A 23,401-nucleotide genomic window follows, 5' to 3' on the forward strand; every position below is an offset into this window, starting at 1 on the left:
GTAAGTCCAGGTCAAAAACGTTAATGATCACGCCGAACGGCTTGGAATCCCTACCCCGCGTCTATTAACGTTCGATAACGCAGCGCGGTCGTCCCAGCCGTCACAAGAGTCGGCTCCGTGCGCACGTGCCGAATCCCGCAAGGGAACCGGGGAACCACCAACTTGGGGTGAATCGCGGGTAGTCCGTCGTGTCCGCACGACCGGTTTACGCGCGTAGGAGACCTTCCTGCTCCGAACCCGTCAGCTAACCCGGTAGGCGAGAAGGAAGGAAAGGAGTACGCCCAGGTGGCGTCCAACCCCCCTGCCCCGGCGGCCCCGTTCGTGCCGAGCCAGCGTGACAACGAGACCTTTGGCTACGGCGGACCCCGCACCGACGAGGGCCCGTGGGAGGAATGGAACCCCACCGAGGATTCCGTCCGCCCCAACCGCGGTCGCCACCGCGTCTCCAAGCAGCGCGGCGGGGGACTCGCCCGCAGCTCCACGGTTCTGGGCGTCGGTGTCATAGCCGCCGTCGGCGCGGGCGGCATGGCCAGCGCCAACACCGGCAAGCCGCCGGTCTCCATCTCCGTGCCCGACCTGCCGAACGTCGGCTCGGTCTTCGGCGAGTCCTCCAGCCCCGCCGCCAAGGGTTCGCCCACCGCGCTCAGCAGCGTCGGCGTGACCTCCACCGAGACCGCGCAGGGCACCAAGGACGCCGGCGAGGTGCTGCGCGACCGGATCATGGCGCAGGCCGAGTCGCAGCGCGTCCAGGTCGACAGCAAGGTCCAGTACGCCACCGAGGCCTCGCTCTCCAAGCAGGTCGACCAGGCCGCCGCGAAGGCGGAGAAGGCCGCTGCCGCCAAGGCCGACGCCGCGAAGAAGAAGGCGGAGGCGGAGGCCAAGAAGAAGGCCGAGGCCGCGGAACTGGCCAAGCTGGCCACGCAGTTCAAGCTGCCGGTCGCCTCGTACACGATCACCGGCACCTTCGGGCAGGCCGGTTCCATGTGGTCCTCCGGCTACCACACGGGCCTCGACTTCGCCGCCCCCACGGGCACGCTCATCAAGGCCATCCACAGCGGCACCGTCACGGAGGCCGGCTGGGCGGGCTCGTACGGCTACCGCACGATCATCACCCTCGACGACGGTACGGAGCTGTGGTTCTGCCACCAGTCGTCGATCAGCGTGAGCGTGGGCCAGAAGGTCGCCACGGGTGAGGTCATCGGCCGCGTGGGCGCCACCGGCAACGTGACCGGGCCGCACCTGCACCTGGAGGTCCACCCGGGCGGCCAGTCCGACGGGATCGACCCGATGACGTGGCTGCGGGGCAAGGGCCTCACCCCCTGACATCGACAGGTACCGGTAAGCGCCGACAGGCACCGCCAGGTTCCCGGAACAGCGGACTCCGCTTGTTTACGGGAACTTTGCGGCCCCTGCGGAAGATCGGCCCGCCGGGTCGGCGTTGATGTGAAGCATGACTTCACTGCGCAAGCTCGGCTCCTCCGACCTGGAGGTCTTCCCGCTCTCCCTCGGCGGCAACGTCTTCGGCTGGACCGCTGACGAGGCGACCTCCTTCGCCGTCCTCGACGCCTACGCGGCGGCCGGCGGCAACTTCGTCGACACCGCCGACTCCTACACGGCGTGGATCGAGGGCAACTCGGGCGGTGAGTCCGAGACGATCATCGGCAAGTGGGTCAAGGCCCGCGGCAACCGCTCCGACGTCGTCATCGCGACCAAGGTCAGCCAGCACCCCGAGTACAAGGGCCTGTCCGGCGCCAACATCAAGGCCGCCGCCGACGCCTCGCTGCGCCGCCTGGACACCGACTACATCGACCTCTACTACACCCACTTCGACCAGCCCGAGGTGCCGGTCGAGGAGATCATCGGGGCCCTCGACGAGCTGGTGCGGGCGGGCAAGGTGCGCCACATCGCCGTCTCCAACATCACGCCGGATCGGCTGCGGGAGTCCCTGGAGTTCTCCGACCGCGAGGACCTGGCCCGGTACGTGGCCATCCAGCCCCACTACAACCTGGTCTCCCGCGACACCTACGAGGGCGAACTGCGGGACATCGCCGCCACGGCGGGCCTGGCAGCCGTCCCCTACTTCGCCCTGGCCGCCGGCTTCCTCACCGGCAAGTACCGGCCCGGTACGACGGTCGACAGCGCGCGTGCGGGCCGCGCCGCCGGCTACCTGGAGACGGAGCGGGGGCAGCGGGTCCTGACCGCCCTCGACGAGATCGCCGCCGCCCATGACGCGCAGGTCGCGACCGTGGCTCTGGCCTGGCTCGCCGCCCAGCCGACGGTGGCGGCACCGATCGCGTCCGCGCGCACGGTGGAGCAGCTGCCGGCGCTGCTGGCGGTGGCGGAACTGACCTTGACGGAGGCGGAGTTGAGCCGCCTGACGCAGGCGTCGGCCTGACTGGTCCCTGGTCTACGGCTGGTACGGGTTGTACGCGGGATACGGCGACGCCGGATGGGCGGGCTGCGCCGGATATCCGTACACCCCGTACACCGGCCAGGGCGGCGCGGTCACCGCGACCGGCGGGGCCGTGGTCCTGGCCGCGTAGTCCAGCGCCGGGCGGGCCACGTCCTTGCGGCGCCACAGCTCGGCCAGCAGCTCCCGCTCCCGTACGACGAAGTCGGCGCCGGCCCGGCCGCGGCGCCCCCGGTGGCGTAGGAAGGCCAGGGAGGTCGCATACGCCTCGTACTGGGCGACCGCCCTTGCCGCGGGCTTGCCGTAGCGGTGGGCGGCGTAGTCGCGGGCCAGGCGGCGGGCGCGCATCGAGCCGAGGGCGTACGGCTCGGCGGGGGTGAGCCAGCCGGCCATGGTGTAGGCGGGGAGCTCCTCGCGCACGGTCCGCAGTTCGCGCTGCCGGGTCCAGACGACCAGCCAGGTCAGCAGCCCGAACGAGGGCACCATGAACGCGGCGTACACCCCGAAGAACCCGTACTCGCCGAACGTCGACGAGCTGTTCCAGATCGCGTGCATGCCCATCGCGAGCAGCAGCCCCGACAGCGGGACGAGGACGCGGCGCAGGTGCTGGCGGTCCCCCGAGAGCGCGGCGATGCCGAAGCCGATGCCGGTGCAGACGGTGAAGAGGGGGTGCGCGAACGGCGACATGATGATGCGTACGAAGAAGGTCGCCGCGGTGACGGAGGCGATGCCGCGGTCGCCGGTCAGCTGGTCGGTGCCGAAGGCGGTGCCGAGGTAGAGGATGTTCTCGGTGAACGCGAAGCCGGTGGCGGTGACGCCGGCTATCACCACTCCGTCGACGATCCCGGTGAAGTCCCGGCGCCGGAACAGGAAGACGAGCAGGACGGCCGCGGCCTTGGCCGACTCCTCGACGATCGGCGCTATCACCGTCGCGCCGAGGGTGTCCGCGCTGGAGGGGTCCGCGGTCGCCGTCGCGATCCATCTGGTCGCGAAGCTGTTGGCGACGATCGCTATCAGCGCCGCCGCGCAGGCGCCCCAGGCGAAGGCGAAGAGCAGATTGCGCCAGGGGCCCGGTTCGACGCGGTCGAGCCAGCGGAAGGCGGCTATGAGGAGCGGCACGGGCAGCACGGCGAGGCCGAGTCCGACCAGGAACCCCTCGGTGCCGGTCTGTTGACGCACCAGGGCGAGGATGACGAGTCCGGAGAGCGCGAGCAGGGTACTGAGCGCGCCGTACCGCACCCACCTCCGCTGCCACCAGTGGGCGTGGCCGAGCGCACCACCGGCGGGGCCGCCGGCGTACGGCGGATTCGTCGGGTACGGGGGACACGTGGCCACGGCATTGACCCTAACGATTGGCCCTTACGGAGGGAGGGCGGAGGCTTCAGGCGCCGGTGGGGGGTTGGTTGCCTTCGCGGTGCTGTACGCGACGGAAGAGCAGGTCGTTCACGACATGACCCTTCTCCAGCCCCTGGCCCTCGAAACGGGTCGGCGGCCGGAACTCCGGACGCGACGCGAAACCGCCGTCGGACGCCGTGTTCTCGAACTCCGGGTGCGCACTCAGCACGTCGAGCATCTGTTCGGCGTACGGCTCCCAGTCGGTCGCGCAGTGCACGATGCCGCCGGGTCTGATGCGGCCGGCGGCGAGGTCCAGGAACTCCGGCTGGATCAGACGGCGCTTGTGGTGCCGCTTCTTGGGCCAGGGATCCGGGAAGTAGACGCGCAGCCCGTCGAGCGCGTCGGGGGCGATCATCTCGCGCAGCAGGATGATGGCGTCGCCGTTGCCGACGCGGACGTTGGGCAGGCCGCTCTGGTCGGCGAGATTCAGCAGATTTCCCTGGCCGGGGGTGTGCACGTCCACGGCGAGGATGTTGGTGCCCGGGTCGGCGGCGGCCATCTGCGCGGTGGCCTCACCCATGCCGAAGCCGATCTCCAGCACGACCCGGTTGGCGTTCCCGAACAACTCGGCCAGATCGAGCACCTGCTGCCCGTCGATATCCAGCCCCCACTTGGGCCACAACCGCTGCAACGCGTCCGCCTGACCGGCGGTCACCCGGCTCCGCCGCGGCTGGAAACTACGAATCCGCCGCTCGAAGTGCGACCCCGCGGGATCGGGCATCGGCCCGTCGGGAAACCGAGGCTCCCCCTTGGCCCGAATGTGCCGCAGGGAGACACCGGGGGTGTGGGGGTGGGAGGAGTCGGGGGTGGGCTCTGGGGCGCGCGTATCGGGGTGGGCGGGAGCGCCGTCCGTATCGGCGTGCGCCGGGGCGCGCGTGCCCTGCTCCGCGGGCTGGGGACGCGCGTCGGGGGCGGGCGCGGCGGGGCGGGGGGTTTCGGGGATGTTGGAGGACTCAGACACAGTGGCTCGATTTTACGTGCGTCGGGGTGGGAGTTGTACGGGGAAGCGGGCGTCGGGGTGGCATGGGGAGCGCGCCTCGGGTCCGCGATGCGGAGGCCGGGTCGGCTGGGGGGTGCGCCTCGGGTCGGCATGGTGCCCCCGCCTCAAGCCGGCGCGGCGCCCTCGCAGCGCGCCCTCCTCAGTCCAGCGCGGCCAGCGCCCGCCGTGCCACCTCCCGGCCGATCGGCAAGGACGCCGTGGCCGCCGGGGACGGGGCGTTCAGTACGTGCACCGTCCGCGGACCCTCCTTGATCAGGAAGTCGTCGACCAGCGTCCCGTCCCGCAGCACCGCCTGCGCCCGCACCCCGGCCGACGACGGCACCAGGTCGTCCCGCGTCACGGCCGGCAACAGCCTGCGCACCGCCGTCGTGAACGCCCCCTTCGACACCGATCTGCGGAGCTCACCCGCCCCGTACCGCCAGTGCTGTCGCGCCATCCGCCACGCCCCCGGCCAGGCCAGCGTCCCCGCCGTCTCCCGGGGCCGTACGACCCCCCAGTCGTATCCCTCCCGGGCCAACGCCGGCACCGCGTTGGGCCCGACGTGCACGCCCCCGTCGATCCCCCGGGTGAGATGCACTCCGAGGAACGGGAAGGCCGGATCCGGTACGGGATACACCAGCCCCCGCACCAGCTCGGGCCGCGCCAGCGCGTAGTACTCGCCGCGGAACGGCACGATCCGCATCTCCGGGTCGTCCCCGGTCAGCCGTGCCACCTCGTCGCAGTGCAGCCCGGCGCAGTTCACCAGCACGCGTGCGCGGATGACGTCCCCGCGGGCGGTCCGGACGGCGACGCCCAACTCCGGGCGCCGGTCCACCTGGACGACCCGCGCCCCGTACCGGATCTCAGCGCCGGACGCGTTCGCCAGCTGCCGCGCGACGCCGACGAAGTCGCAGACCCCGGTCGTCCCGACGTGTATGGCGGCCAGGCCCCGCACCTCGGGCTCGTACTCGGCGATCTGGGCGGCGCCCAGCTCCCGTACCGGAATCCCGTTCTCCCGGCCGCGCTGCACGAGCGCGTGCAGGCGGGGCAGCTCCTCCCGCCGGGTCGCGACGATCAGCTTCCCGGTGACGGCGTGCGCGATTCCGTACTCGGCGCAGAACTTCACCATCTCGGTGGCCCCGCGCACCGCGTACCGCGCCTTCAGCGAACCCGGCCGGTAGTAGATCCCGCTGTGGATGACTCCACTGTTCCGCCCGGTCTGATGCCGGGCCGGCCCCGGCTCCTTCTCCAGCACGCTCACCCGCGTACCGGGCGCCGCCCGCGTGATCGCATACGCCGCCGACAGCCCGACGATGCCCCCGCCGACCACGAGCACGTCACAGTCGTAGACGATCCCCGACGCCACCAGCACCACCTCCACCATCGATAGTGCACTGCGCCACTGACAGTCACTTCAAACGCGGGGGACGGTAGCGCCCCGTGAGGGGCGCGGGGCGGTGACCCTTACGCCGGAGCCATCAACAACGGCCGAGCCCGCTCCCGCAGCTCGACAACCCGCGGCTCGTCCCCGTACGGCTCCAAGCGATGAAGAAGATCCTTCACATACTCGGTGGTCCGAGCCGAAGAGATCCGCCCGGCAACCTCCACCGCCCGCACCCCCTGCTCGCACGCCGCATCAAGGTTCCCCGACTCGAGTTCAGCGACCGCCGAGACAACCAGCCGCAGCCCGTGCGACCGCACGAACTCCTCCGTCGGCTTCGACAACGCCTGCTCGGTGAACCGCCGCACCTGCCGGGGCGCCTTCAGATCGCGATAGCACTCGGCGGCATCCGCGGCGAACCGGTCGTAGGAGTAGAAGCCGAGCCAGGACGGATCGTTGTCGCCCTCCCGGGACCGCTCCAGCCACCCCTCCGCCGCCTTCAGCGCCGCGCCGGCCGCCTGCGCGTCACCCGCGCGCGCGTGGGCCCGTGCCTCGACGAGCCGGAAGAAGCTCATGGTGCGGGCGGTGGCCAACCCCCGGTTCCGCTCCAGCGCGGCCTGCGCGAGATCGACGCCCTCGTCGCCGAATCCCCGGTAGGTCGCCTGCAACGACATCGACGCCAGCACATACCCGCCGAGCGGCACGTCCGCCGCCGCGCGGGCGAGTCGCAGCGCCTGGATGTAGTACCGCTGCGCGGCCTCCTGCTGGCCCGTGTCGAAGGCCATCCAGCCCGCGAGACGGGTGAGTTCGGCGGAGGCGCCGAACAGCGCCCTGCCGACCTCGTCGGAGTACGAGCCGAGCAGCAGCGGTGCCGCCTCGACCCGTAAGCACTCGGGCACCATCGACGAACGCCAGTCGCCGCCCCCGTACTTGGAGTCCCAGCGCCTGGCGTCCTCGGCGGCCTCCCGCAGTTTCAGCACATCGCTGTGGCCGACTTTGAGCGGTGCGCCGGAGCCCTCGCCGGGGTTCACCTCTCGGGCGACCGAGCTGTCGGCCGGGGTTATCAGCCACCGTGAGGCGGGCGTTGCGTACGCGCTTACTGCGAACGATCCGGCCAAAGACTGCCAGATGCCGCCGGAGCCGGCGCGCCGGCCGGCGAGGTCGAGACGGTAGAGCTCCGTCGCCGACCGCACCGCCTGTCCGACGTCCCGGGGGAAGGCGAGGCCCACCTCGGGTGCGGGATCCGCGTCCGCCAGGCCGATCTCGTGGAGCGGCACCGGGCGGCCGAGTTTCTGGCCGATCGCGGCAGCGATGAGGTGCGGCGCGGCACCCTGAGGCACCATCCCCTTCGACACCCAGCGCGCGACCGACGTCTTGTCGTAGCGAAGAGTCAACCCGCGTTGAGCGCCAAGATCGTTGACGCGACGCGCGAGTCCTGCGTTGCTGATTCCCGCGAGGGCGAGAACGGCGCCGAGTTTTTCGTTCGGCCCGCGTTGCTCCCTGGACATGCGCCACCCCTCGACACAGACGGCTGCCGCGCTGGCATAACCACCCGGCATTCGTAAACCCAGCGTAGTTCGCCGCATCCCAAGCGTTAAGGGGCATTGTTCCGGATGGCGGGATTGTGGTCCGTACTGAAGTGCGGGTCCGATACGGGCTGTTGTGCCGTGCTCCCAGTGTGTGGCCGTGCGCCCGTCCGTGCGCTCTTCTCCGGCCATCGGGGGAGCGGTTCCATGGACCCTGCGTGGGTCGGCCCGCTGTACTGGATCCAGTGGGCTGGGGGACACCGCCGCCTACATCCCCGCGGGCGGCGGAGAAGTCCGGGAGGCGATCTCCGCCTCCCGGGCTGCGCGCCTGTATGGCGGTGCGCAGGGCATGCACGGAGCGTGTGCAAGCCTGTCTCCGCATCGCCGATTTGGCCGAAAACCGACCCCGCCATCCCGGGCTAATCAGCGCTCCTACCATGGCAGTTGAGGGCGCGAAGGGTGTTTTCGGGGCGCGCGCTGGGGGCGCATTCGAGTCGCAGACGCCTTGCCCCGTACGGGTGTTGGCCCACCCCGGAGGGTGGGCGCGGGGGCGCGTTCCAGGGAGCGCAAGCGGCGCCACCACCCCTCCGAGGTGCGTCCTTCATGGCAGCATGGGGAACCAGTTCGTACGGTGCACTGGTTGTCCACAGGCTGTGGAGGCGTCGATGCGGTGGTTGGTGGGATGGAGCAGTACCGCCGCTGGGACCGCCACGATCGGTTCCGCGGGGGCCACGGGGCTCGACGGCGAGACCGTGCACCCGGTGGGTTCCCAACTCCTTTGGGGTGATCCCGATCCGCTGTGGGCGGTCGGTGACTGGCGCCCCGACGAGGTGCGGATCGTGCGGGCCGACGCCCAGAACCGGATCGCGGTCCTGGGCACGTGCGGGGCCACCGACGAGGAGCTGCGGGTCGGGCTGTTCGCCGCGCGCGGAGGCGCACTTCGCCATCTGACGGCCTGGCCGGGCAGCTACACGGCCATCGTCCAGGTGGGCCGCCGGGTGACCGTCTGCGGCGATCTGGCGGGCATGCGCCCGGTGTTCTACACCCCCTGGGCGGGCGGCACGGCGTACGCGACGGCCGCGCTGCCGCTGGCCGACCTCATCGAGGCGAACCTCGACTTCGGTCACCTGGCGGCCCTGTTGGCGGCCCCCGACGTCCCGGCGGCCGTGCACGACTCGACCCCGTACGACGGCGTACGGCGCATCCCACCGGGCCACACCCTGATCCTGCGCACCGGGGCACGCGAGATCGCGAGCTACGAGCAGGTCGCCTCCCTCGCCGTGGCGGCGCCCTCGGCCGACCCGGACAGCGCGGTCGACGCGGTGCGTGACGCACTGGTCGAGGCGGTACGCGCGCGACTGTCGGCGCCCCGGCACGTGCCCGGGGCCGACATAGACCCCGGCCCGGTCCCCGGCATGGGACCCGCGGAACGGCGTGCCGCGCGCGGGATGCCGGTCGCGGGCATCGGCGCCGACCTCTCCGGCGGCCCCGCCTCGGGCACCCTGGCGCTGCTCGCCGCCGGCCTGCCGGGCATGCCGGGCACGGTCCTGGGCCACGGCACGGGCGCGGGGGAGCGACTGCTGGCGGTCACCTTCAACGACCTGGCGGTCGGCGGCCGGGAGTCGGAACTGGAACGGGCGGGCACCCTGGCAGCCAACCCCCGCCTGCACCACGTGGTGGTCACCGGCGGCGACGAGACACTCCCGTACGCAGACCTCGACGGCCCATTGACCGACGAACCGGGCCCCTCCCTCGTCTCCGCCGCCCGCCACCGCGCCCGTCTCGCCGCCGGCAGCGCGGACCACTTCACGGGCTACGGCGCCCGCCAGGTCCTGGACGCGCACCCGGCCCGCCTGGCCGACCTCCTGATGGACCGCAAACGCCGCCACCTGGTACGCCCCGTGGCCGCGCTCGCGAAGGCGGACGGCTCGGTGATGGTCCCCGCGCGCGTGTACGGCGCCGCCCGCCGGCTTGCCCGCACCCCCTACCTCGAAGGCCTGGAGCTGCTCGGCGAGCGCCTGATGCAGCGCCGCTTCGAGGAGCCCGGCGGCGCCGTGGGCGCGTCCCTGGCCGCCCTCACCTGGGCCAGACCGGGCCCCGCCGCACGCTGGCTGACCGGCGAGGCGCTCGCTGAAGTATCGGTTCGCCTCCAGACCTCCACGAGCCGCTCGGGCTTCGGCCCCGGCCAGCGCCCCGGCGACCATCGCGCGCGTGCGGCCCTGTTCCGCCACGCGGCAGACCTACGCGTCCTGGAACAGGCCGCCGAGATCCGCTCCCAACGCCTCCACGCCCCCTTCCTCGACAACCAGGTGGTCCGCGCCTGCCGCGCCCTCCCCGAGGCACTCCGAGTCCAGCCAGGCGCCCGCGCGGCCATCCTCCGCACGGTCCTGGAGGGCGCCGGCGTCACCGACCTCCCCCCGGGCTGGGGCGCCCCCACCCACGCCCCAGCCGCAGCCGCCACCCGCAAGGGCCTCCGAGTGGCCGCCGACTCCCTGATGTCCCTCTTCGGCACCCCTCTCCTGGCGGAGGCGGGCCTGGTCGAGGCCCGAGTGGTCCGCAAGGCCCTCCGCGCAGCCGCGGAAGGCGAACCCCTCCCCTTGGACGGCCTGGCCGACCTCGTCTCCCTGGAACTCTGGCTACGCCGCCTCCTCTCCCGCCGAGGCACTTGCTGGACGGGGACACCCGCCCGTCAGAGGGCGGTACCGGCAGGGATCACTCCGAGGCCGGGGGCGTTGGCTTCGGGGGGTGGGGCGGGGGTTGCGTGAGGGCGGGCGGGGGTTGCGGGCGAACGAGCGGGTGCCGGCGGAGACTTCACGTCCACGCACGCGTGCGTGCGTGCGGCGGCGGGTTGCTTCTTGACGCCGGTCCGCACCTCTGTCTTTCAGCCTGTCCGGTGTTCGAGGCCGAGGCTTTGCTATCCCGATCCCCCACCCACTCTGGTGGGGCTGCGCCTCGTGGACGTCGGTCCGTACCTCTGTCTTTCGGCCTGTCCGGTGTTTGAGGCCGCGGTTCTGCTATCCCGATCCCCCACCCACCCCGCCGGGCTGCGCCTCCTGGATGCTGGTCCGCATCCCTGTCCTTCAGCCCGTCCGGCGTTTGAGGACATGGCCCGTTCAGGGCCGGTCGGGGTCCGGGGCGGAGCCCCGATGGGGTCGAAGGGGCAGCGCCCCTGGGGATGGGACGGGTAGGGGCGGCGGGGGCGAAAACAACCAAGCCCACCACACCACCGCCCACAAACACCGTGCCCCACCCCTCACCCCCAGCGACAATGACCAGGTGCGGTACAGAATCCTGGGCATAACCCAGGCCGAGGACACCCAGGGCACCCCCCTACCCATCCCCGGCCCCCGCCTCCGCACCCTCCTGGCGGCCCTCGCCCTGCACCCCGGCCGCCTCACCACCCCCGACACCCTGATCGAAGAGATCTGGTCGGACACCCCACCCCACGACGCCCTCGCCGCCCTGCAGGCCCTGATCGCCCGCCTACGCCGCACCCTCGGCAAGGACGCCATCACCTCGGCCCCCGGCGGCTACCGCCTCACGGCCACCCCGGACGACGTAGACCTGTTCGTCTTCGAACGCCTCGTACACGAGGGCACGACCGCCCTGTCGAACGACGACGCGAACACCGCCGCCCACACCCTGGACGAGGCCCTCGCCCTATGGCGCGGCCCAGCACTCGCCGACCTCCCCGACCGCACGGCCGCGACCCGCCCCAACGCCCTGCACCTGGAGGCGACCCGAGCCCGCACTGAGGCGGCCCTACGCCTGGGCCGAGCCCAGGAGGTCGTACCCCGCCTCAGAGAACTGACCACGACCCACCCGTACGACGAACCACTGCACGCGCTGCTCATCCGCGCCCTGCGCGACACGGCCCGCACGGCAGAGGCCCTGGACGCCTACGAGACGGCCCGCCGCACCTTGGCGGAAGGCCTGGGCGCAGACCCGGGCCCACAACTCCGCGCCCTGCACACGGAACTACTGACCACCCCACCCCCACGCACCCCGTCACCCCCCACCCACCCTGAGGGCCCGACCCACCAGGTCACTCCCACACCCCCCACCGCCCCCTCACCCCCCGAGAGCCCCACCCACCCTGAGGCCTCCACCCACCCCGAAGCCCCCACCCGAACCGGCAACCTCCGTCCCCGACTTACCTCTTTCGTGGGCCGGGAACCAGAGCTGGGCGCCATCCGTTCCGAATTGCACAGGGCCCGACTGGTCACGCTCACCGGACCGGGCGGCTCAGGAAAGACCCGCTTGGCCGAGGAAGCCGCCGCAGGCACCCCCCAGGCCTGGCTGGTCGAGCTGGCACCCCTCGACCAGCCCGAGGCGGTGCCAGGCGCGGTGGTCAACGCCCTCGGTCTGCGCGAGACCGTACTGAAGACCACCGAGCTGACGGCCCCGCAGGACGACCCGATCGCCCTGCTCGTAGAGCACTGCGCCCCCCGCAGCCAGCTCCTGATCCTTGACAACTGCGAACATGTCATCGAGGCGGCGGCCACCCTCGCCGAGACCCTCCTCACCCACTGCCCGGGCCTCACCGTCCTCGCCACCAGCCGCGAACCCCTGGGCGTCCCCGGCGAGTCCGTGCGCCCGGTCGAGCCCCTCGTCCCCGACCAGGCGCACCGCCTCTTCACGGAGCGCGCCACCGCCGTCCGCCCCGACGCGGCCACCCTGCTCCGCGACGAGGTCAACAGCGCGGCGGTGGACGAGATCTGCCGCCGGCTCGACGGCCTGCCGCTCGCCATCGAACTGGCCGCCGCCCGGCTGCGCCTGCTCACCCCCCGCCAGATCGCCGACCGCCTGGACGACCGCTTCCGCCTCCTCACCTCCGGGAGCCGCACGGTTCTGCCCCGCCAGCAGACCCTGCGCGCGGTCGTCGACTGGTCCTGGGACCTGCTCGACGAGCGGGAGCGGACGGTGCTGCGCGAGGTGTCCGTCTTCGCCGGCGGCTGGGACCTCGCGGCGGCGGAAGCCGTGTGCACGGGCTCCGCGGCCGACCTGATCGGGGCGCTGGTCGACAAGTCCCTGATCGTGGCGTCCCCGTACGAGCGCGACGGCGGCGACGGCATGCGCTACCGAATGCTGGAGACCATCCACGAGTACGCCGTCGAGCGCGCCGCCGAGGTCCCTGAACTGCGTGCCGCGGCCGAGCGCCGGCACCGCGCGTGGGTGCGCGCACTCGTGGAGGAGGCCGAGCCCCAGTTGCGCTCCGCCGCTCAACTCCCGTGGATCGCCCGCCTGGAGACGGAGCAGGACAACATCCGCGCGGCCCTGCACCGTGCTCTGGTCGACCGCGAGGAGGCCGAGGCCGGCACCCTCGTCCTGGCCATGGGCTGGTTCTGGTGGCTGCGCAACTACCGTACGGAGGCCATGGCCTGGACCGAGCAGGTCCTGCGCCTGGGCATGGCACTGGACGCCGTCGAGCAGGACGACCCCGTCGACGCCTTCCTCGCCGACCCGGACGGGGAGGCGCACCATCCGCTGCGGACGCGGCGGATGAACCTCCGGATGCTGCATCTCTTCTTCAGGGTCGACACCGAACCGCTGGACGGCATCCTCGACGACCGGATGCGGGAGTACATCGACCGGGTGCGGGACTTCTTCGCGCGGGGCGGTCCGGACGCGGCCCGGATACCGGGGCTCGCCTGGCCGTTGATCACCTTCGGCAGGGACGGCTCGCGGAGCGTACGGGAGTCCTTGGACAGCGTGCTCGCCAACTGCCGTGCCCACGGCGACGACTGGGCGATCGGCGTCAGCCTGATGTTCCGCACCCACACGGTCGTCGACTCCTCCGGCAGCCTGGAGGGCGTCGACGACGACCTCGCGGAACTGCGGGAACTCAGCCGCCGGGTCGGCGACCGCTGGATGCGCGCCCAGGTGTGCAGCGCGGCCGGCGAGGCGGCGATGGTCCGCGGCCGGCCGGAGGGGGCCAAGGACGAGTACGCGGAGGCGTTGCGGCTGGCCTACGAGGTGGGGGCGTACGCCGAGTCGCCGTTCCTCATCGCCCGGCTCGCCGAGGTCGCCTACCGCACGGGCGACCGCTCGGCCGCGCTGGCGACCCTGGACGACGCGGACACCGCCGCCGACCGCTACGGCGTCACGGAGGCCCGGGCGTTCGTCAGGATGATGCGGGCCCGCATCGCACTGGACGACAAGGACATCGCCCACGCCCGCGAGTTGGTGGACGTGATCCGGGCGGAGGCCGGGCAGGACGTGGCGCCGCCTCAGTTCATGGTGGCGCTGCACTCGGTCGAGGCGATGGTGACGGTCGCCGAGTCCGGCCCGGCGCAGGGGCTGCCCCGGTTCGCGGAGATCGTCCGTGAGGCGGTCGAGAAGCGGTGTGCCGACGCGGTCGTGGCGGCCCTCGTGGACATGACGGCCGTTCTGCTGTCCGACCTCGGCGACCTCCCGCGCGCGGCCCGGCTGTTCGCCGCCGCCGAGGGGTGGCGTGCCGGCGACCCGCGCTCCCTTCCGGAGGGCGAGGACGCCGAGCGGGCCGAGGAGGCCGCCCGCGCCGCCCTGGGCCCGGCGCGGTACGCGGCGGAACGCACCCGGGGCGCGACCCTCACCCCGGCCGAGGCCATCGCCGAACTCGACGAGGCACTGCACGCCCTCCCCTCCGGCCCGTGACCCCCAACAGGTGCTGCACCAGGGCCTGTTGGGGAGCCTGCCGACGCCTGCCGAGTCCCTAGGAGCAGGTGAACTTCGACTCGGCCCAGTCCGCGAGCGCGAGGGAGTCGAAGTCGCTGAGCGCTTCGACGACCAGCCGTACGGTCTCGTGTCCGGCGAGGTTCACATGGACGGGCACCGCCCGGTCGCCGCCCCGGACCGTCCCGGACCGCCACAGCCGGGCGCCGTCGGCGTAGACCGAGAAGTGGACCCGGCCGATCCCGAGGGTCATGTCGTCGACGCCGACGAGCGCGTCGTAGGCGGTGCAGTCGCGGTTGAGGTCGATGGTGACGGAGGACCGGCCGTGCACGGTCACGCCGTGCGCGTACTTCGTGTCGGCGATCGTCACCCCGTACCGCTGCCACACCCAACTGCTCTCGCCGAGCCGCATCTCGGGCCCGGTGCCGTCGCCGGCGACGTTGTAGGACAGCTCGCTCCACTGGTAGACATTCGGAGCGGGCGGGGGAGGCGGGGGCGGCGTCGGGGTGGGCCTCGGGGTCGGTTTCGGCGTGGGAGTGGGGGTGGGCTTCGGGGTCGGCGTCGGGCTGGCCTTCGGCCGGGGTGTCGGCGTCGGGGTCGGCTTGGGGGCGGGCGCCGCAGCGAACACCGGAGGCTTCGGTTCGGGGTCCTTCTTCGAGGGCGTGGGCGTCGGCGCCTCCGGCTGGACCACCGGCGCGGACACGGGCGGCTTGGCGTCGGGCTTCTTGGGCGGGACGTCGCTGCCGGTCAGCGCGAGCGCCACCGCGGCGGCCGCCACCGCGACCACACCGGCCGCGATACCGGCCTTCACGGGCGCGCCGAGCCCCTCGGAGGCCGCCGCGCCACCTGCGCCCGCCCCGCCCGACGAACTGCCGCCCGCCGCCACGGCCGCACCCGTGGCACCCGCCGCCCCGGCCCCGGCACCGCCCGCGATGAGCGCGACCACCTTGGCGTACCCGGCGGCACCGAACCAGCCGATGACCGCGACCGGCACAACACCCGGGATACCGCTGGCGACTTCCTTGATCTGGCCCGCGGCCAGCCGGCACTTTGCGCACTCCTCCAGGTGCTTGCGCAGGCCCCGTTCGGCACGGGTGCGCAGTCCGCCGCGCGCGTAGGCGCCGAGCCGGTCGGCGTAGCGGGCGCACTCCTCGTCGCCGACGAGCGCGGCGCTGACGTGGGCCTGGAGGTAAGCCTGCTTGAGGCCCTCGCGGGCGCGACTGGCGAGCACGCGCGTGCCGTTGGCGTCCAGCCCGAAGAGCGTGGCGACCTCGCTCGGCGACTCGTCCTCGACCTCGGTGTGCCACAGCACGGCCTGCCAGCGCTCGGGCAGCGACCGGAAGGCCTGCATGGCCATGGACTGCTCGGCCTCGTGCATCGCCCGCACATCGGCGCCCAGATCCAGTGTGTCGTCGTCGGACACCTCGGAGCCGCGGGCGGCCTGCGCGGCGAACACCGCGAAGTCGTCGACCAGTTGCTCGCGCCGGGCCGACTTGGTCCAGTTCGCGGCAACCCGGCGGACGGTGGTGAGCAGATAGGCGCGTACGGCGTGCTCGGGTCCCGAACCGCCGCGCACCGCCTGCAACATGCGGGCGAAGACCTCGGCGGTGAGGTCGTCCGCGGTGTGGGCGTCACGGCAGCAGGTACGGGCGTAGCGGCGCACGGCGTCCGCGTGGCGCCGGTACAGCTCCTCGTAGGCCGTGTCGTCGCCCGCGCGCATGCGCTCGATCAGGTCGGCGTCGGCCGGTGGCATGTCCCTCGGCGGTGGCAGGACACTGCCGTCCTCCCGCCGGTCGCGCTGCGCGGGCACGCTGCCCTCGACGGGCTCACCGCCCTGCGCGGGGATGCCGGCCTCGACGGGCTCGGCGCCGCGCGCCGCCCCGGCGGCCCGGCCACCCTGACTCGGTACCTGCGGGGAACCGCCGGCCTCCGGGTCACCGTCACCCAGTGACTCGTCCCGCCCGTCAACGCTCATCGCGGAAAGCCCCCGCCGCCTGACCTACAGTCCCGAACACCGGGTCAGAGTGCCATATTGGCTTTTGTTCAGGACCCCCTTGGAGGGGACCTTCCACTCGTCCGTGGGGACTTGTCGTGCCGCAGTGCTAGGCGTCACCCTTCCGGGGAAGGCTCAATCGGCGCTCCCGGGGCGGGAGTTGCGTCATCTGTCCGGAATGCCGGGCGTGTTGTGGGCTCGCGCGGGGGGCGCGGGCCGCGCACAGCCCACGCTCCTCCGTCACCTTTTCGAGTAACTCCGGCCATGACCGCGGCCGGAGTCGCCCTGCCATGACCGCGGCAGAGCCACACGGCCGCGACAGTGCCCACGGCCGCGCCGGTCGCGACCGCGGCCGACTCACGCCGGCCGCGACCGCGATCCGTCACAGCGGTCGGGACCGCAGCCCGTCCAGCAGGATGTCCAGCAACCGCGCCGAGGCGGCGGCCTGCTGAGCCGCGTCCGGCAGCGAGGGCGCGGCCGTCGCGATCACCAGCAGTACGTCCGACACCGAGACGTCGGGCCGCAGTTCACCCGCCGCACGCGCCCGGTCCACGAGCTGGCCCACGACCTCCAGCAGCGCGGCCGCACCCGTGTCGTCGTCCGCCGAGATCGCCGGTGCCCCCTCGGGCACCAGCCGCAACTCCCCGGCACCCGGCTGGGACCGCTGCTGCGGCACGCGCGCCTCGTCGAACACGCCGTCGCCCTGCTCCTCCGCGACGCCGACCCTGAGTACCTGCGGCGGCAGCAGCCGCCCGGCACCCGAGGCCACCGACGTACGCAGGAAGCGCGAGAGCGCCGACCACGGCTCGTCCTCCTGGCCGAGCGCCGTCCGGGCCTGATCGGTCAGCCGGGAGGTCTCCTCCTCGGCTATCCGCCTCACCAGGACGTCCTTGCTCGGGAACCTCCGGTAGACGGTCCCCACACCCACCCGCGCCCGTCGCGCCACGTCCTCCATCGGTGCGCCGTATCCCAGCTCACCGAAGACCTCGCGCGCCGCGCGCAGTACGTGTTCCAGATTGCGCTGTGCGTCCACGCGGAGGGGCGCCGTGCGTGCACCGTCCCCGCGTCCGTTTGCCGTCGCCGCGCTCACCACACCAGCTGGTGCGAGTGTGGACGCGGACGACCAATGAGTGTCCTGAATATGCATGAATGTTCCCCCGGTAATGACGTCTCCCCCCGGAGACTCTCCCCGCCATCGGCAGCTGGGGCGTGGGAACAAGCGCGACCACGAACCCGCCCGTCGCGGACCCGATGAGCGCATCCCCCTACACCCCGTCGACACACGAACATAGTTGAGCGGGGGTCAATTCAGAAGGGGCAGGTTCCGCACGGAGCGCCCCCCGATCGGAGTACGGGCCGCATACGTCCCGATTACACCCCTCAAGGTCACCCGGCGCACACCTGCTGACCTGCAAACCTTCCGCGCACTCCGGCAATTCGGCCAAGTCCGGATGTCCCCGACCCGCGGTCACACAAATTGTCGAGACTGTGGACAAACTCAAGCGCTGGGTGCGTCATGGGATGGTGAAGGAACGTGCGCGCATTCTCGTTGTCGGTGGCGGCTACGTCGGGATGTACACGGCTCTGCGCCTGCAACGGAAGTTGAAACAAGAACTCAAACGGGGCGAAGTCGAGATCACGGTCGTCACTCCCGACCCGTACATGACCTATCAGCCGTTCCTTCCCGAAGCGGCGGCCGGTTCAATTTCCCCCCGCCACGTCGTCGTCCCGCTGCGGCGCGTCCTCGATCGCTGCCATGTGGTCATCGGCGAGGCGGAGATGATCGACCACGCCAAGCGCACCGCCGCCGTCACCACCCTCGCCACCGACGAGGAGGGCGCGGGCCCCGAGCGACTGGAGTACGACGAACTCGTCCTCGCGCCCGGCTCGATCTCGCGCACCCTGCCCATCCCCGGCCTCGCCGAGCACGGCATCGGTTTCAAGACGGTCGAGGAGGCCATCGGCCTGCGCAACCACGTCATCGAGCAGATGGACATCGCCTCCTCCACCCGCGACCCCGCCGTCCGCGACGCCGCCCTGACCTTCGTCTTCGTCGGCGGCGGCTACGCGGGCGTGGAGGCGCTCGGCGAACTCGAGGACATGGCCCGCTACGCCGCCCGCTATTACCACAACGTCGAGCCCGACGACATGAAGTGGATCCTCGTCGAGGCCTCGGACCGCATCCTTCCCGAGGTCGGCGAGGAGATGGGCCGCTACACGGTCACCGAACTGCGCCGCCGCAACATCGACGTACGCCTCCACACCCGGCTGGAATCCTGCGTCGACCGCGTCGCCGTCCTCGACGACGGAGCCCGCTTCCCGACCCGTACGGTCGTATGGACGGCCGGCGTGAAACCCCACCCGCTGCTCGCCGGGACCGACCTCCCGCGCAACGAACACGGTCGGCTGAAATGCACCCCTCAGTTGACGATCGAGGGCACCACGCACGCGTGGGCCGCGGGAGACGCCGCCGCCGTCCCCGATGTCACCGCCGAGAAACCCGGCACCGAGACCGCGCCCAACGCCCAGCACGCCGTCCGCCAGGCCAAGGTCATCGGCGACAACATCGCGCACACCCTGCGCGGCGAGGACCTGGAGACGTACGCGCACAAGTACGTCGGCTCGGTCGCCTCACTCGGCCTGCACAAAGGCGTCGCCCAGGTCTACGGCCGCAAGCTGAAGGGCTACCCTGCCTGGTTCATGCACCGCGTCTACCACCTCAGCAGGGTGCCCACCTTCAACCGGAAGGCTCGCGTCCTGGCCGAATGGACGCTCTCGGGACTCTTCAAGCGGGAGATCGTGTCGCTCGGTTCGCTCGAACATCCCCGAGCGGAGTTCGAACTCGCGGCCGGTGGAAAGCCTCCTACCGACCCGAAGGGGTCGTCCTGACCGGAGTGAGGAACTCCGTACACCGCGCAGGCGTCTGACGGATGTCGCCCTCGTAGGCCACACTGCCAGACTGGTCCCACCCCTCGGACGAGCAGAAGCTCGCCCCTCGAACCCACGAGGCTCTCCCCACAGTGCTGCATCCCCGGGGTGCCAACCCCCAGACCCCCGGCCGGGTCCGGAGCCGGCAGAAGACGACGACACGAGGCAAGGATTCGTGAACTTCACGCGCTGGAGCGCCCGGCTCCCCGGAACGCAGCGCCGCGCCGCAGCGCGGACCGACCACGCGGTCACCGCGGACCGGCGGACGGAGGCCGCGGGCTCCGTCCCCGCCGCCCGCGCCGAACGACTCACCGACGAGCCCCCGCCCGTACCGGCCGTCGACGACCTCCCCGTCCGCGAGGTCCTCGACCGCGTCCCGGCCCTCGTCGCCCTCGTCCACGGCCCCGACCACCGCGTGGCGTACGTGAACGACGCCTATGTGACGGCCTTCGGCGTACGCCCCCTGGGCGAGCCGACCCGCGACGCCCTGCCGGAACTCGACGAACTGGGCCTGCTCCCGCTCCTCGACCAGGTCCTGCGCAGCGGCAAGTCCCGCACCCTCAAGTCCCGCAAGGCCCCCGACGGCCGCTCCTACACCTTCACCTGCACCCCGGTCGCCGAGGGAGACGACGACGGCGGAGTGCTCGTCTTCGCCACCGACGTCACCGACCACGCCGAGGCCGCCGAGCGCCTGCGCGCGAGCGAGCGCAGCCAGCGCGAAACGGCCGTCACCCTCCAGCGCTCCCTCCTCCCGCAGGAGCTCGAAGAGCCCGACGACCTGCGCATCGCCGCCACCTACCAGCCCGGCGGCACGGAGGCCGCGGTCGGCGGCGACTGGTACGACGTCATCACCCTCGGCGGCGGCCGCACCGCCCTGGTCATCGGCGACGTCATGGGCAGAGGTGTCAGAGCGGCGGCCGTCATGGGCCAACTCCGCACGGCGGTCCGCGCGTACGCCCGCCTCGACCTCCCCCCGCACGAGGTCCTCCAGCTCCTGGACGGCCTCGCCATCGAGATCGACGCCAACCAGATCGCGACCTGCGTGTACGCCATCCACGACCCGAACGAGGGTCGCCTGGTGTACGCCTCCGCCGGCCACCTCCCGATCCTGGTCCGCGACGAGAGCGGGGTCGTCCTGCGCGCCGACGAACCGACAGGGCCGCCGCTGGGCACCGGCGGCTGGATGCACTCCTCGGGCTCGATCCCGCTCGGCCCCGGCTCCACCGCCGTCCTCTACACGGACGGCCTGGTCGAGCGCCGCAACGAGGACCTCGACGAGGGCATCGCGGCCCTGCAGCGCGCCCTTGCGGGCGCCACGGGCACCCCGCAGGTCGTCTGCGACCGCCTGGTCCGCTCGGCCGGCGTCACCGCGGACCACGACGACGACGTCGCCGTCCTCGTCCTCCAGCACCCGGCCCGCACCGGCCCGGACAGCGACCTGTTCCGCAACGCCGCCCTGGAGCTCCTCGGCGGCGTCGAAGCGGCCCCACGCGCGCGTGCGTTCGCCTCCGGCGTCCTGACCAGCTGGCGCTTCCCCACCGAACTGCACGACCTGGGCGTCCTGGCCGCCAGCGAACTCGTCGCCAACTCCCTCCAGCACGGCATCCCACCCATGCGCCTGCGTCTGCGCCGCACCGACCGCCGCCTGATCATCGAGGTCACCGACGGCGACGACCACCTCCCCCGCCGCCGCCGCGCCGAACCGGGCGACGAGTCCGGCCGAGGCATCGCCATCGTCGCCACGATCGCCTCGAACTGGGGCTCCCGCCGCACCCCGGGCGGCGGCAAAGCGGTCTGGTGCGAGTTCGTACTCCCACGCCCGGCCTGACCCCACACAAAAGCGGCCGTCACCCAAGGGCGACGGCTGCTCCACTCTCTCTCACGCCTCAGCGACGACCGGCTCCGCAGAAGCCCCACCCCGAGCAACCACCCGACTCCTCGCCACCGCCCAAGGCCGATCCTGTACGGCGGTGAGCTGCCGCCCCAGCCGCAGCGCGAGGAACGTGATCCCCAGCGAGAACAGCAGGAACGCCACGATGTACGGCGCGTGCAGCGAGGCCCCCATCGGCCCGCCCACCGCGGGCCCGACGGCCAGCGCGAGCTGCTTCACCAGGGCGAAGGCGGAGTTGTACTGCCCGGCCATCCCCTCCGGCGCCAGATCGGCGACCAGCGGAGCGACGGTCGGCGACAGCATCGCCTCACCCAGCCCGAACAGCGCGTACGTCGACACGAAGGCCGCCGTCGCCATCTCCTTGCTGCCGTGCCCGAGCCCGGCGTACCCGGCCACGACCCATGCCACGGCCCAGATCAGCCCCACGACCGCGATGACCCGCGACCGCCGGCGCCGCTCGACGAACCTCAGCACGGCGAACTGCGCGACCACGATCATCAAGGTGTTGGCGGCAAGCGCCGAGCCCAGCGCGGACGTCGAGATCCCGGCCGCCTCGACCCCGTACGCACTCAGCCCGGACTCGAACTGCCCGTAGCAGGCGAAGAACAGCACGAAGCCCAGTACGGACAGCTGCACCATGGCCCGATTGCCGAGCAGCTGCTTCCAGCTCCCCTTCGCCGACCCGGCCGGCGCGTCCCCGATGTGCGGGGCGTGCGGCGTCCGCACGGTCGCCATCACGACCGCCAGCAGCAGGAACATCGCCGCCTCGATCGAGAACAGCAGCGTGAAGGAGGACGCGCGCGTGGTGTCGACCAGATGACCACCGATGAGCCCGCCGACACCCAGCCCCAGGTTCTGCAGGAAGAACTGCGTCGCGAAGGCACGCGAGCGCGTGTCGGACGTCGAGCAGTCCACGATCATCGTCGCCAGCGCCGGCTGCATCACGGCCTGCCCGGCCCCGAGCGCCGCCGCCGACAGCAGTACGGCCGTCGAGCTGCCCGCGAGGCCCAGGCTCAGCGCCCCCAGCGCGGCGGTGACCAGGGCGGCGATCAGAACCGGCAGGGGACCGCGCCGGACGATGGCCCGCCCGGCGAACGGCAACACGACGAGCGCGGCCACGGCGAAGACGGCGAGGACGAGCCCCGCCGTCATAGCTCCCAGACCTCGCACCTGCGCCACATAGACGTACAGGTACGGGACCGTGAAGCCGAGCCCGAACGCGCTGAGTGCGTTTCCCACGTGGATCCGGCGCATCGCTGCGCCCATCGCCCTGGTCACGTTCACCTCTCTCAAGTAGTTAAGACTCCTAGTAGTTAGGAGTGAAGACTTCGAAGCTAAAGTTAGAAGCTAAATAGTACACAGCGAAGGACTTCAAAGCAAAGGGGGCGCGTGCCATACTGCGGCCATGGCCGAGACCCCTGGCGTCACCGAGCCGACGCTCGAAGAGCAGATCGCCGCCTACCAGCGCGAGTTCCAGGGCCTCGACCCGCAGGTCGAGAAGATCGTCTCGGCACTGTCCCGCCTGAACCGCCGTATGCACGTCGCCTACGGCCGCCAGACCGCCGCCCTTGGGATCAGCAACGCCGACTGGGAGGTCCTCAAGGCACTCGTCCTCGCCGGCGCCCCCTACCGCATGGGCCCCAGCGATCTCGCCAAGCGCCTCGGCCTGACGCCGGCCGCGATGACCCACCGCATCGACCGCATGGTCGGCGAGGGCCTCGTGACCCGGGAACGCGACGAGTCCAACCGGGTCCGCGTGATCGTCGAACTCACGGTGGAGGGTCGCGAGAAGTGGCTGGAGGCGATGCGCCTCGCCACCGTCTTCGAGGAGGACCTGCTCCAGGACCTCTCTCCCGAGGACCGCGCAGCCCTCGGCGACGTCCTCACCCGCCTCCTGCGTAGGGTGGAGCACGCCCAGCCGGACGCGGGCGGACGCCTCAGTGACCTGGACTGATACCTGTCCCGAGGCCCGGACCGAGCCCAACATAAAAGATCTTGACAGGGATGGGTTGACAGCCCCTCCCTGGATCCGTAAAGTTCTCCGGGTTGCCACGGGGCCGTAACGGTTCTGCGGCAGCACCTCCGCCGCGACAGCGGCAACCCAAACCATCAGCACGATCTCCCAACCGGGTTGATTTCGGCGTGCCCGAATTCAATTCGATTTGGGGCTCGGCGGCCCGATTGGGAATCGCCGAGAGGATCCGCTAAGGTTTTAGACGTCGGAACGGCCCAACAGCCGGAAAT

At 71.9% G+C, this 23,401-nt stretch carries 14 protein-coding genes and 1 riboswitch; of the genes, 7 read left to right on the top strand and 7 right to left on the bottom strand.

What is annotated here, in order from left to right:
• The first annotated feature begins 116 nt into the window (after positions 1 to 116).
• Positions 117 to 274, top strand: a riboswitch (cyclic di-AMP (ydaO/yuaA leader).
• Between the two features lie 11 nt (positions 275 to 285).
• Together M2283_RS12705 and M2283_RS12710 are read left to right on the top strand one after the other, a co-directional pair.
• Complete coding sequence (locus M2283_RS12705; RefSeq protein ID WP_280876224.1) at positions 286 to 1,323, top strand: M23 family metallopeptidase; 1,038 nt, start codon at positions 286 to 288, stop codon at positions 1,321 to 1,323.
• A 127-nt stretch (positions 1,324 to 1,450) separates the two neighbouring features.
• Positions 1,451 to 2,395 (top strand): aldo/keto reductase, encoded by a 945-nt coding sequence (locus M2283_RS12710; RefSeq protein ID WP_280876225.1) that lies wholly within the window; start codon positions 1,451 to 1,453, stop codon positions 2,393 to 2,395.
• 12 nt (positions 2,396 to 2,407) lie between these two features.
• On the opposite strand, the gene M2283_RS12715 is transcribed toward M2283_RS12710, so the two are convergent.
• The 4 genes from M2283_RS12715 to M2283_RS12730 all read right to left on the bottom strand — a co-directional run bounded on the left by M2283_RS12715 (position 2,408) and on the right by M2283_RS12730 (position 7,673).
• Positions 2,408 to 3,745, bottom strand: a complete 1,338-nt coding sequence (locus tag M2283_RS12715) for a PrsW family intramembrane metalloprotease (RefSeq protein ID WP_280876226.1) — start codon at positions 3,743 to 3,745, stop codon at positions 2,408 to 2,410.
• Positions 3,746 to 3,791: 46 nt separating this feature from the next.
• Positions 3,792 to 4,574: a tRNA (guanosine(46)-N7)-methyltransferase TrmB gene (gene trmB / locus M2283_RS12720; protein WP_280876284.1), complete on the bottom strand. Its 783-nt coding sequence runs from the start codon at positions 4,572 to 4,574 to the stop codon at positions 3,792 to 3,794.
• A 370-nt stretch (positions 4,575 to 4,944) separates the two neighbouring features.
• Entirely contained in the window at positions 4,945 to 6,168 is a 1,224-nt protein-coding gene (gene lhgO / locus M2283_RS12725) for an L-2-hydroxyglutarate oxidase (RefSeq protein ID WP_280876227.1), read from the bottom strand.
• Between the two features lie 80 nt (positions 6,169 to 6,248).
• Entirely contained in the window at positions 6,249 to 7,673 is a 1,425-nt protein-coding gene (locus M2283_RS12730) for an MFS transporter (RefSeq protein ID WP_280876228.1), read from the bottom strand.
• A gap of 683 nt (positions 7,674 to 8,356) precedes the next feature.
• Here M2283_RS12730 and M2283_RS12735 point away from each other — a divergent pair.
• Both M2283_RS12735 and M2283_RS12740 read left to right on the top strand, forming a co-directional pair.
• Positions 8,357 to 10,456 carry an asparagine synthase-related protein gene (locus M2283_RS12735; protein WP_280876229.1) on the top strand — a complete coding sequence of 700 codons (2,100 nt, stop codon included), beginning with the start codon at positions 8,357 to 8,359 and terminating at the stop codon, positions 10,454 to 10,456.
• 511 nt (positions 10,457 to 10,967) lie between these two features.
• The gene (locus tag M2283_RS12740; protein ID WP_280876230.1) at positions 10,968 to 14,327 is read left to right on the top strand and encodes an AfsR/SARP family transcriptional regulator; all 3,360 of its coding nucleotides are present in this window, start codon (positions 10,968 to 10,970) and stop codon (positions 14,325 to 14,327) included.
• 58 nt (positions 14,328 to 14,385) lie between these two features.
• Here the strand turns inward: M2283_RS12740 and M2283_RS12745 are convergent, their stop codons facing one another.
• Together M2283_RS12745 and M2283_RS12750 are read right to left on the bottom strand one after the other, a co-directional pair.
• Positions 14,386 to 16,320: a sigma-70 family RNA polymerase sigma factor gene (locus M2283_RS12745; RefSeq protein WP_280876231.1), complete on the bottom strand. Its 1,935-nt coding sequence runs from the start codon at positions 16,318 to 16,320 to the stop codon at positions 14,386 to 14,388.
• A 400-nt stretch (positions 16,321 to 16,720) separates the two neighbouring features.
• Complete coding sequence (locus tag M2283_RS12750; RefSeq protein WP_280876232.1) at positions 16,721 to 17,485, bottom strand: TetR/AcrR family transcriptional regulator; 765 nt, start codon at positions 17,483 to 17,485, stop codon at positions 16,721 to 16,723.
• 374 nt (positions 17,486 to 17,859) lie between these two features.
• Here M2283_RS12750 and M2283_RS12755 point away from each other — a divergent pair, with 374 nt between their 5' ends.
• Together M2283_RS12755 and M2283_RS12760 are read left to right on the top strand one after the other, a co-directional pair.
• Positions 17,860 to 19,227, top strand: coding sequence for an NAD(P)/FAD-dependent oxidoreductase (locus M2283_RS12755; RefSeq protein WP_280876285.1), 1,368 nt, complete (start codon positions 17,860 to 17,862; stop codon positions 19,225 to 19,227).
• A gap of 214 nt (positions 19,228 to 19,441) precedes the next feature.
• Positions 19,442 to 21,094 (top strand): ATP-binding SpoIIE family protein phosphatase, encoded by a 1,653-nt coding sequence (locus M2283_RS12760; protein ID WP_280876233.1) that lies wholly within the window; start codon positions 19,442 to 19,444, stop codon positions 21,092 to 21,094.
• Between the two features lie 51 nt (positions 21,095 to 21,145).
• Here the strand turns inward: M2283_RS12760 and M2283_RS12765 are convergent, their stop codons facing one another.
• A complete protein-coding gene (locus M2283_RS12765) occupies positions 21,146 to 22,411 on the bottom strand; it encodes an MFS transporter (RefSeq protein WP_280876286.1) in 1,266 nt (421 codons plus the stop codon).
• A gap of 151 nt (positions 22,412 to 22,562) precedes the next feature.
• Here M2283_RS12765 and M2283_RS12770 point away from each other — a divergent pair, with 151 nt between their 5' ends.
• Positions 22,563 to 23,111, top strand: a complete 549-nt coding sequence (locus M2283_RS12770) for a MarR family winged helix-turn-helix transcriptional regulator (protein ID WP_280876234.1) — start codon at positions 22,563 to 22,565, stop codon at positions 23,109 to 23,111.
• The last annotated feature ends 290 nt before the right edge of the window (positions 23,112 to 23,401 follow it).

This window comes from Streptomyces pseudovenezuelae (assembly GCF_029892565.1).
Lineage (GTDB): Bacteria > Actinomycetota > Actinomycetes > Streptomycetales > Streptomycetaceae > Streptomyces > Streptomyces pseudovenezuelae_A.

Bases quoted from the DNA above. Each gene is read 5' to 3' on its own strand.
- lhgO (WP_280876227.1), bottom strand. From the start codon at position 6,168: ATGGTGGAGGTGGTGCTGGTGGCGTCGGGGATCGTCTACGACTGTGAC.
- M2283_RS12770 (WP_280876234.1), top strand. From the start codon at position 22,563: ATGGCCGAGACCCCTGGCGTCACCGAGCCGACGCTCGAAGAGCAGATC.
- M2283_RS12765 (WP_280876286.1), bottom strand. From the start codon at position 22,411: ATGCGCCGGATCCACGTGGGAAACGCACTCAGCGCGTTCGGGCTCGGC.
- M2283_RS12735 (WP_280876229.1), top strand. From the start codon at position 8,357: ATGCGGTGGTTGGTGGGATGGAGCAGTACCGCCGCTGGGACCGCCACG.
- M2283_RS12750 (WP_280876232.1), bottom strand. From the start codon at position 17,485: ATGCATATTCAGGACACTCATTGGTCGTCCGCGTCCACACTCGCACCA.
- M2283_RS12755 (WP_280876285.1), top strand. From the start codon at position 17,860: ATGGTGAAGGAACGTGCGCGCATTCTCGTTGTCGGTGGCGGCTACGTC.
- M2283_RS12730 (WP_280876228.1), bottom strand. From the start codon at position 7,673: ATGTCCAGGGAGCAACGCGGGCCGAACGAAAAACTCGGCGCCGTTCTC.
- M2283_RS12710 (WP_280876225.1), top strand. From the start codon at position 1,451: ATGACTTCACTGCGCAAGCTCGGCTCCTCCGACCTGGAGGTCTTCCCG.
- M2283_RS12745 (WP_280876231.1), bottom strand. From the start codon at position 16,320: ATGAGCGTTGACGGGCGGGACGAGTCACTGGGTGACGGTGACCCGGAG.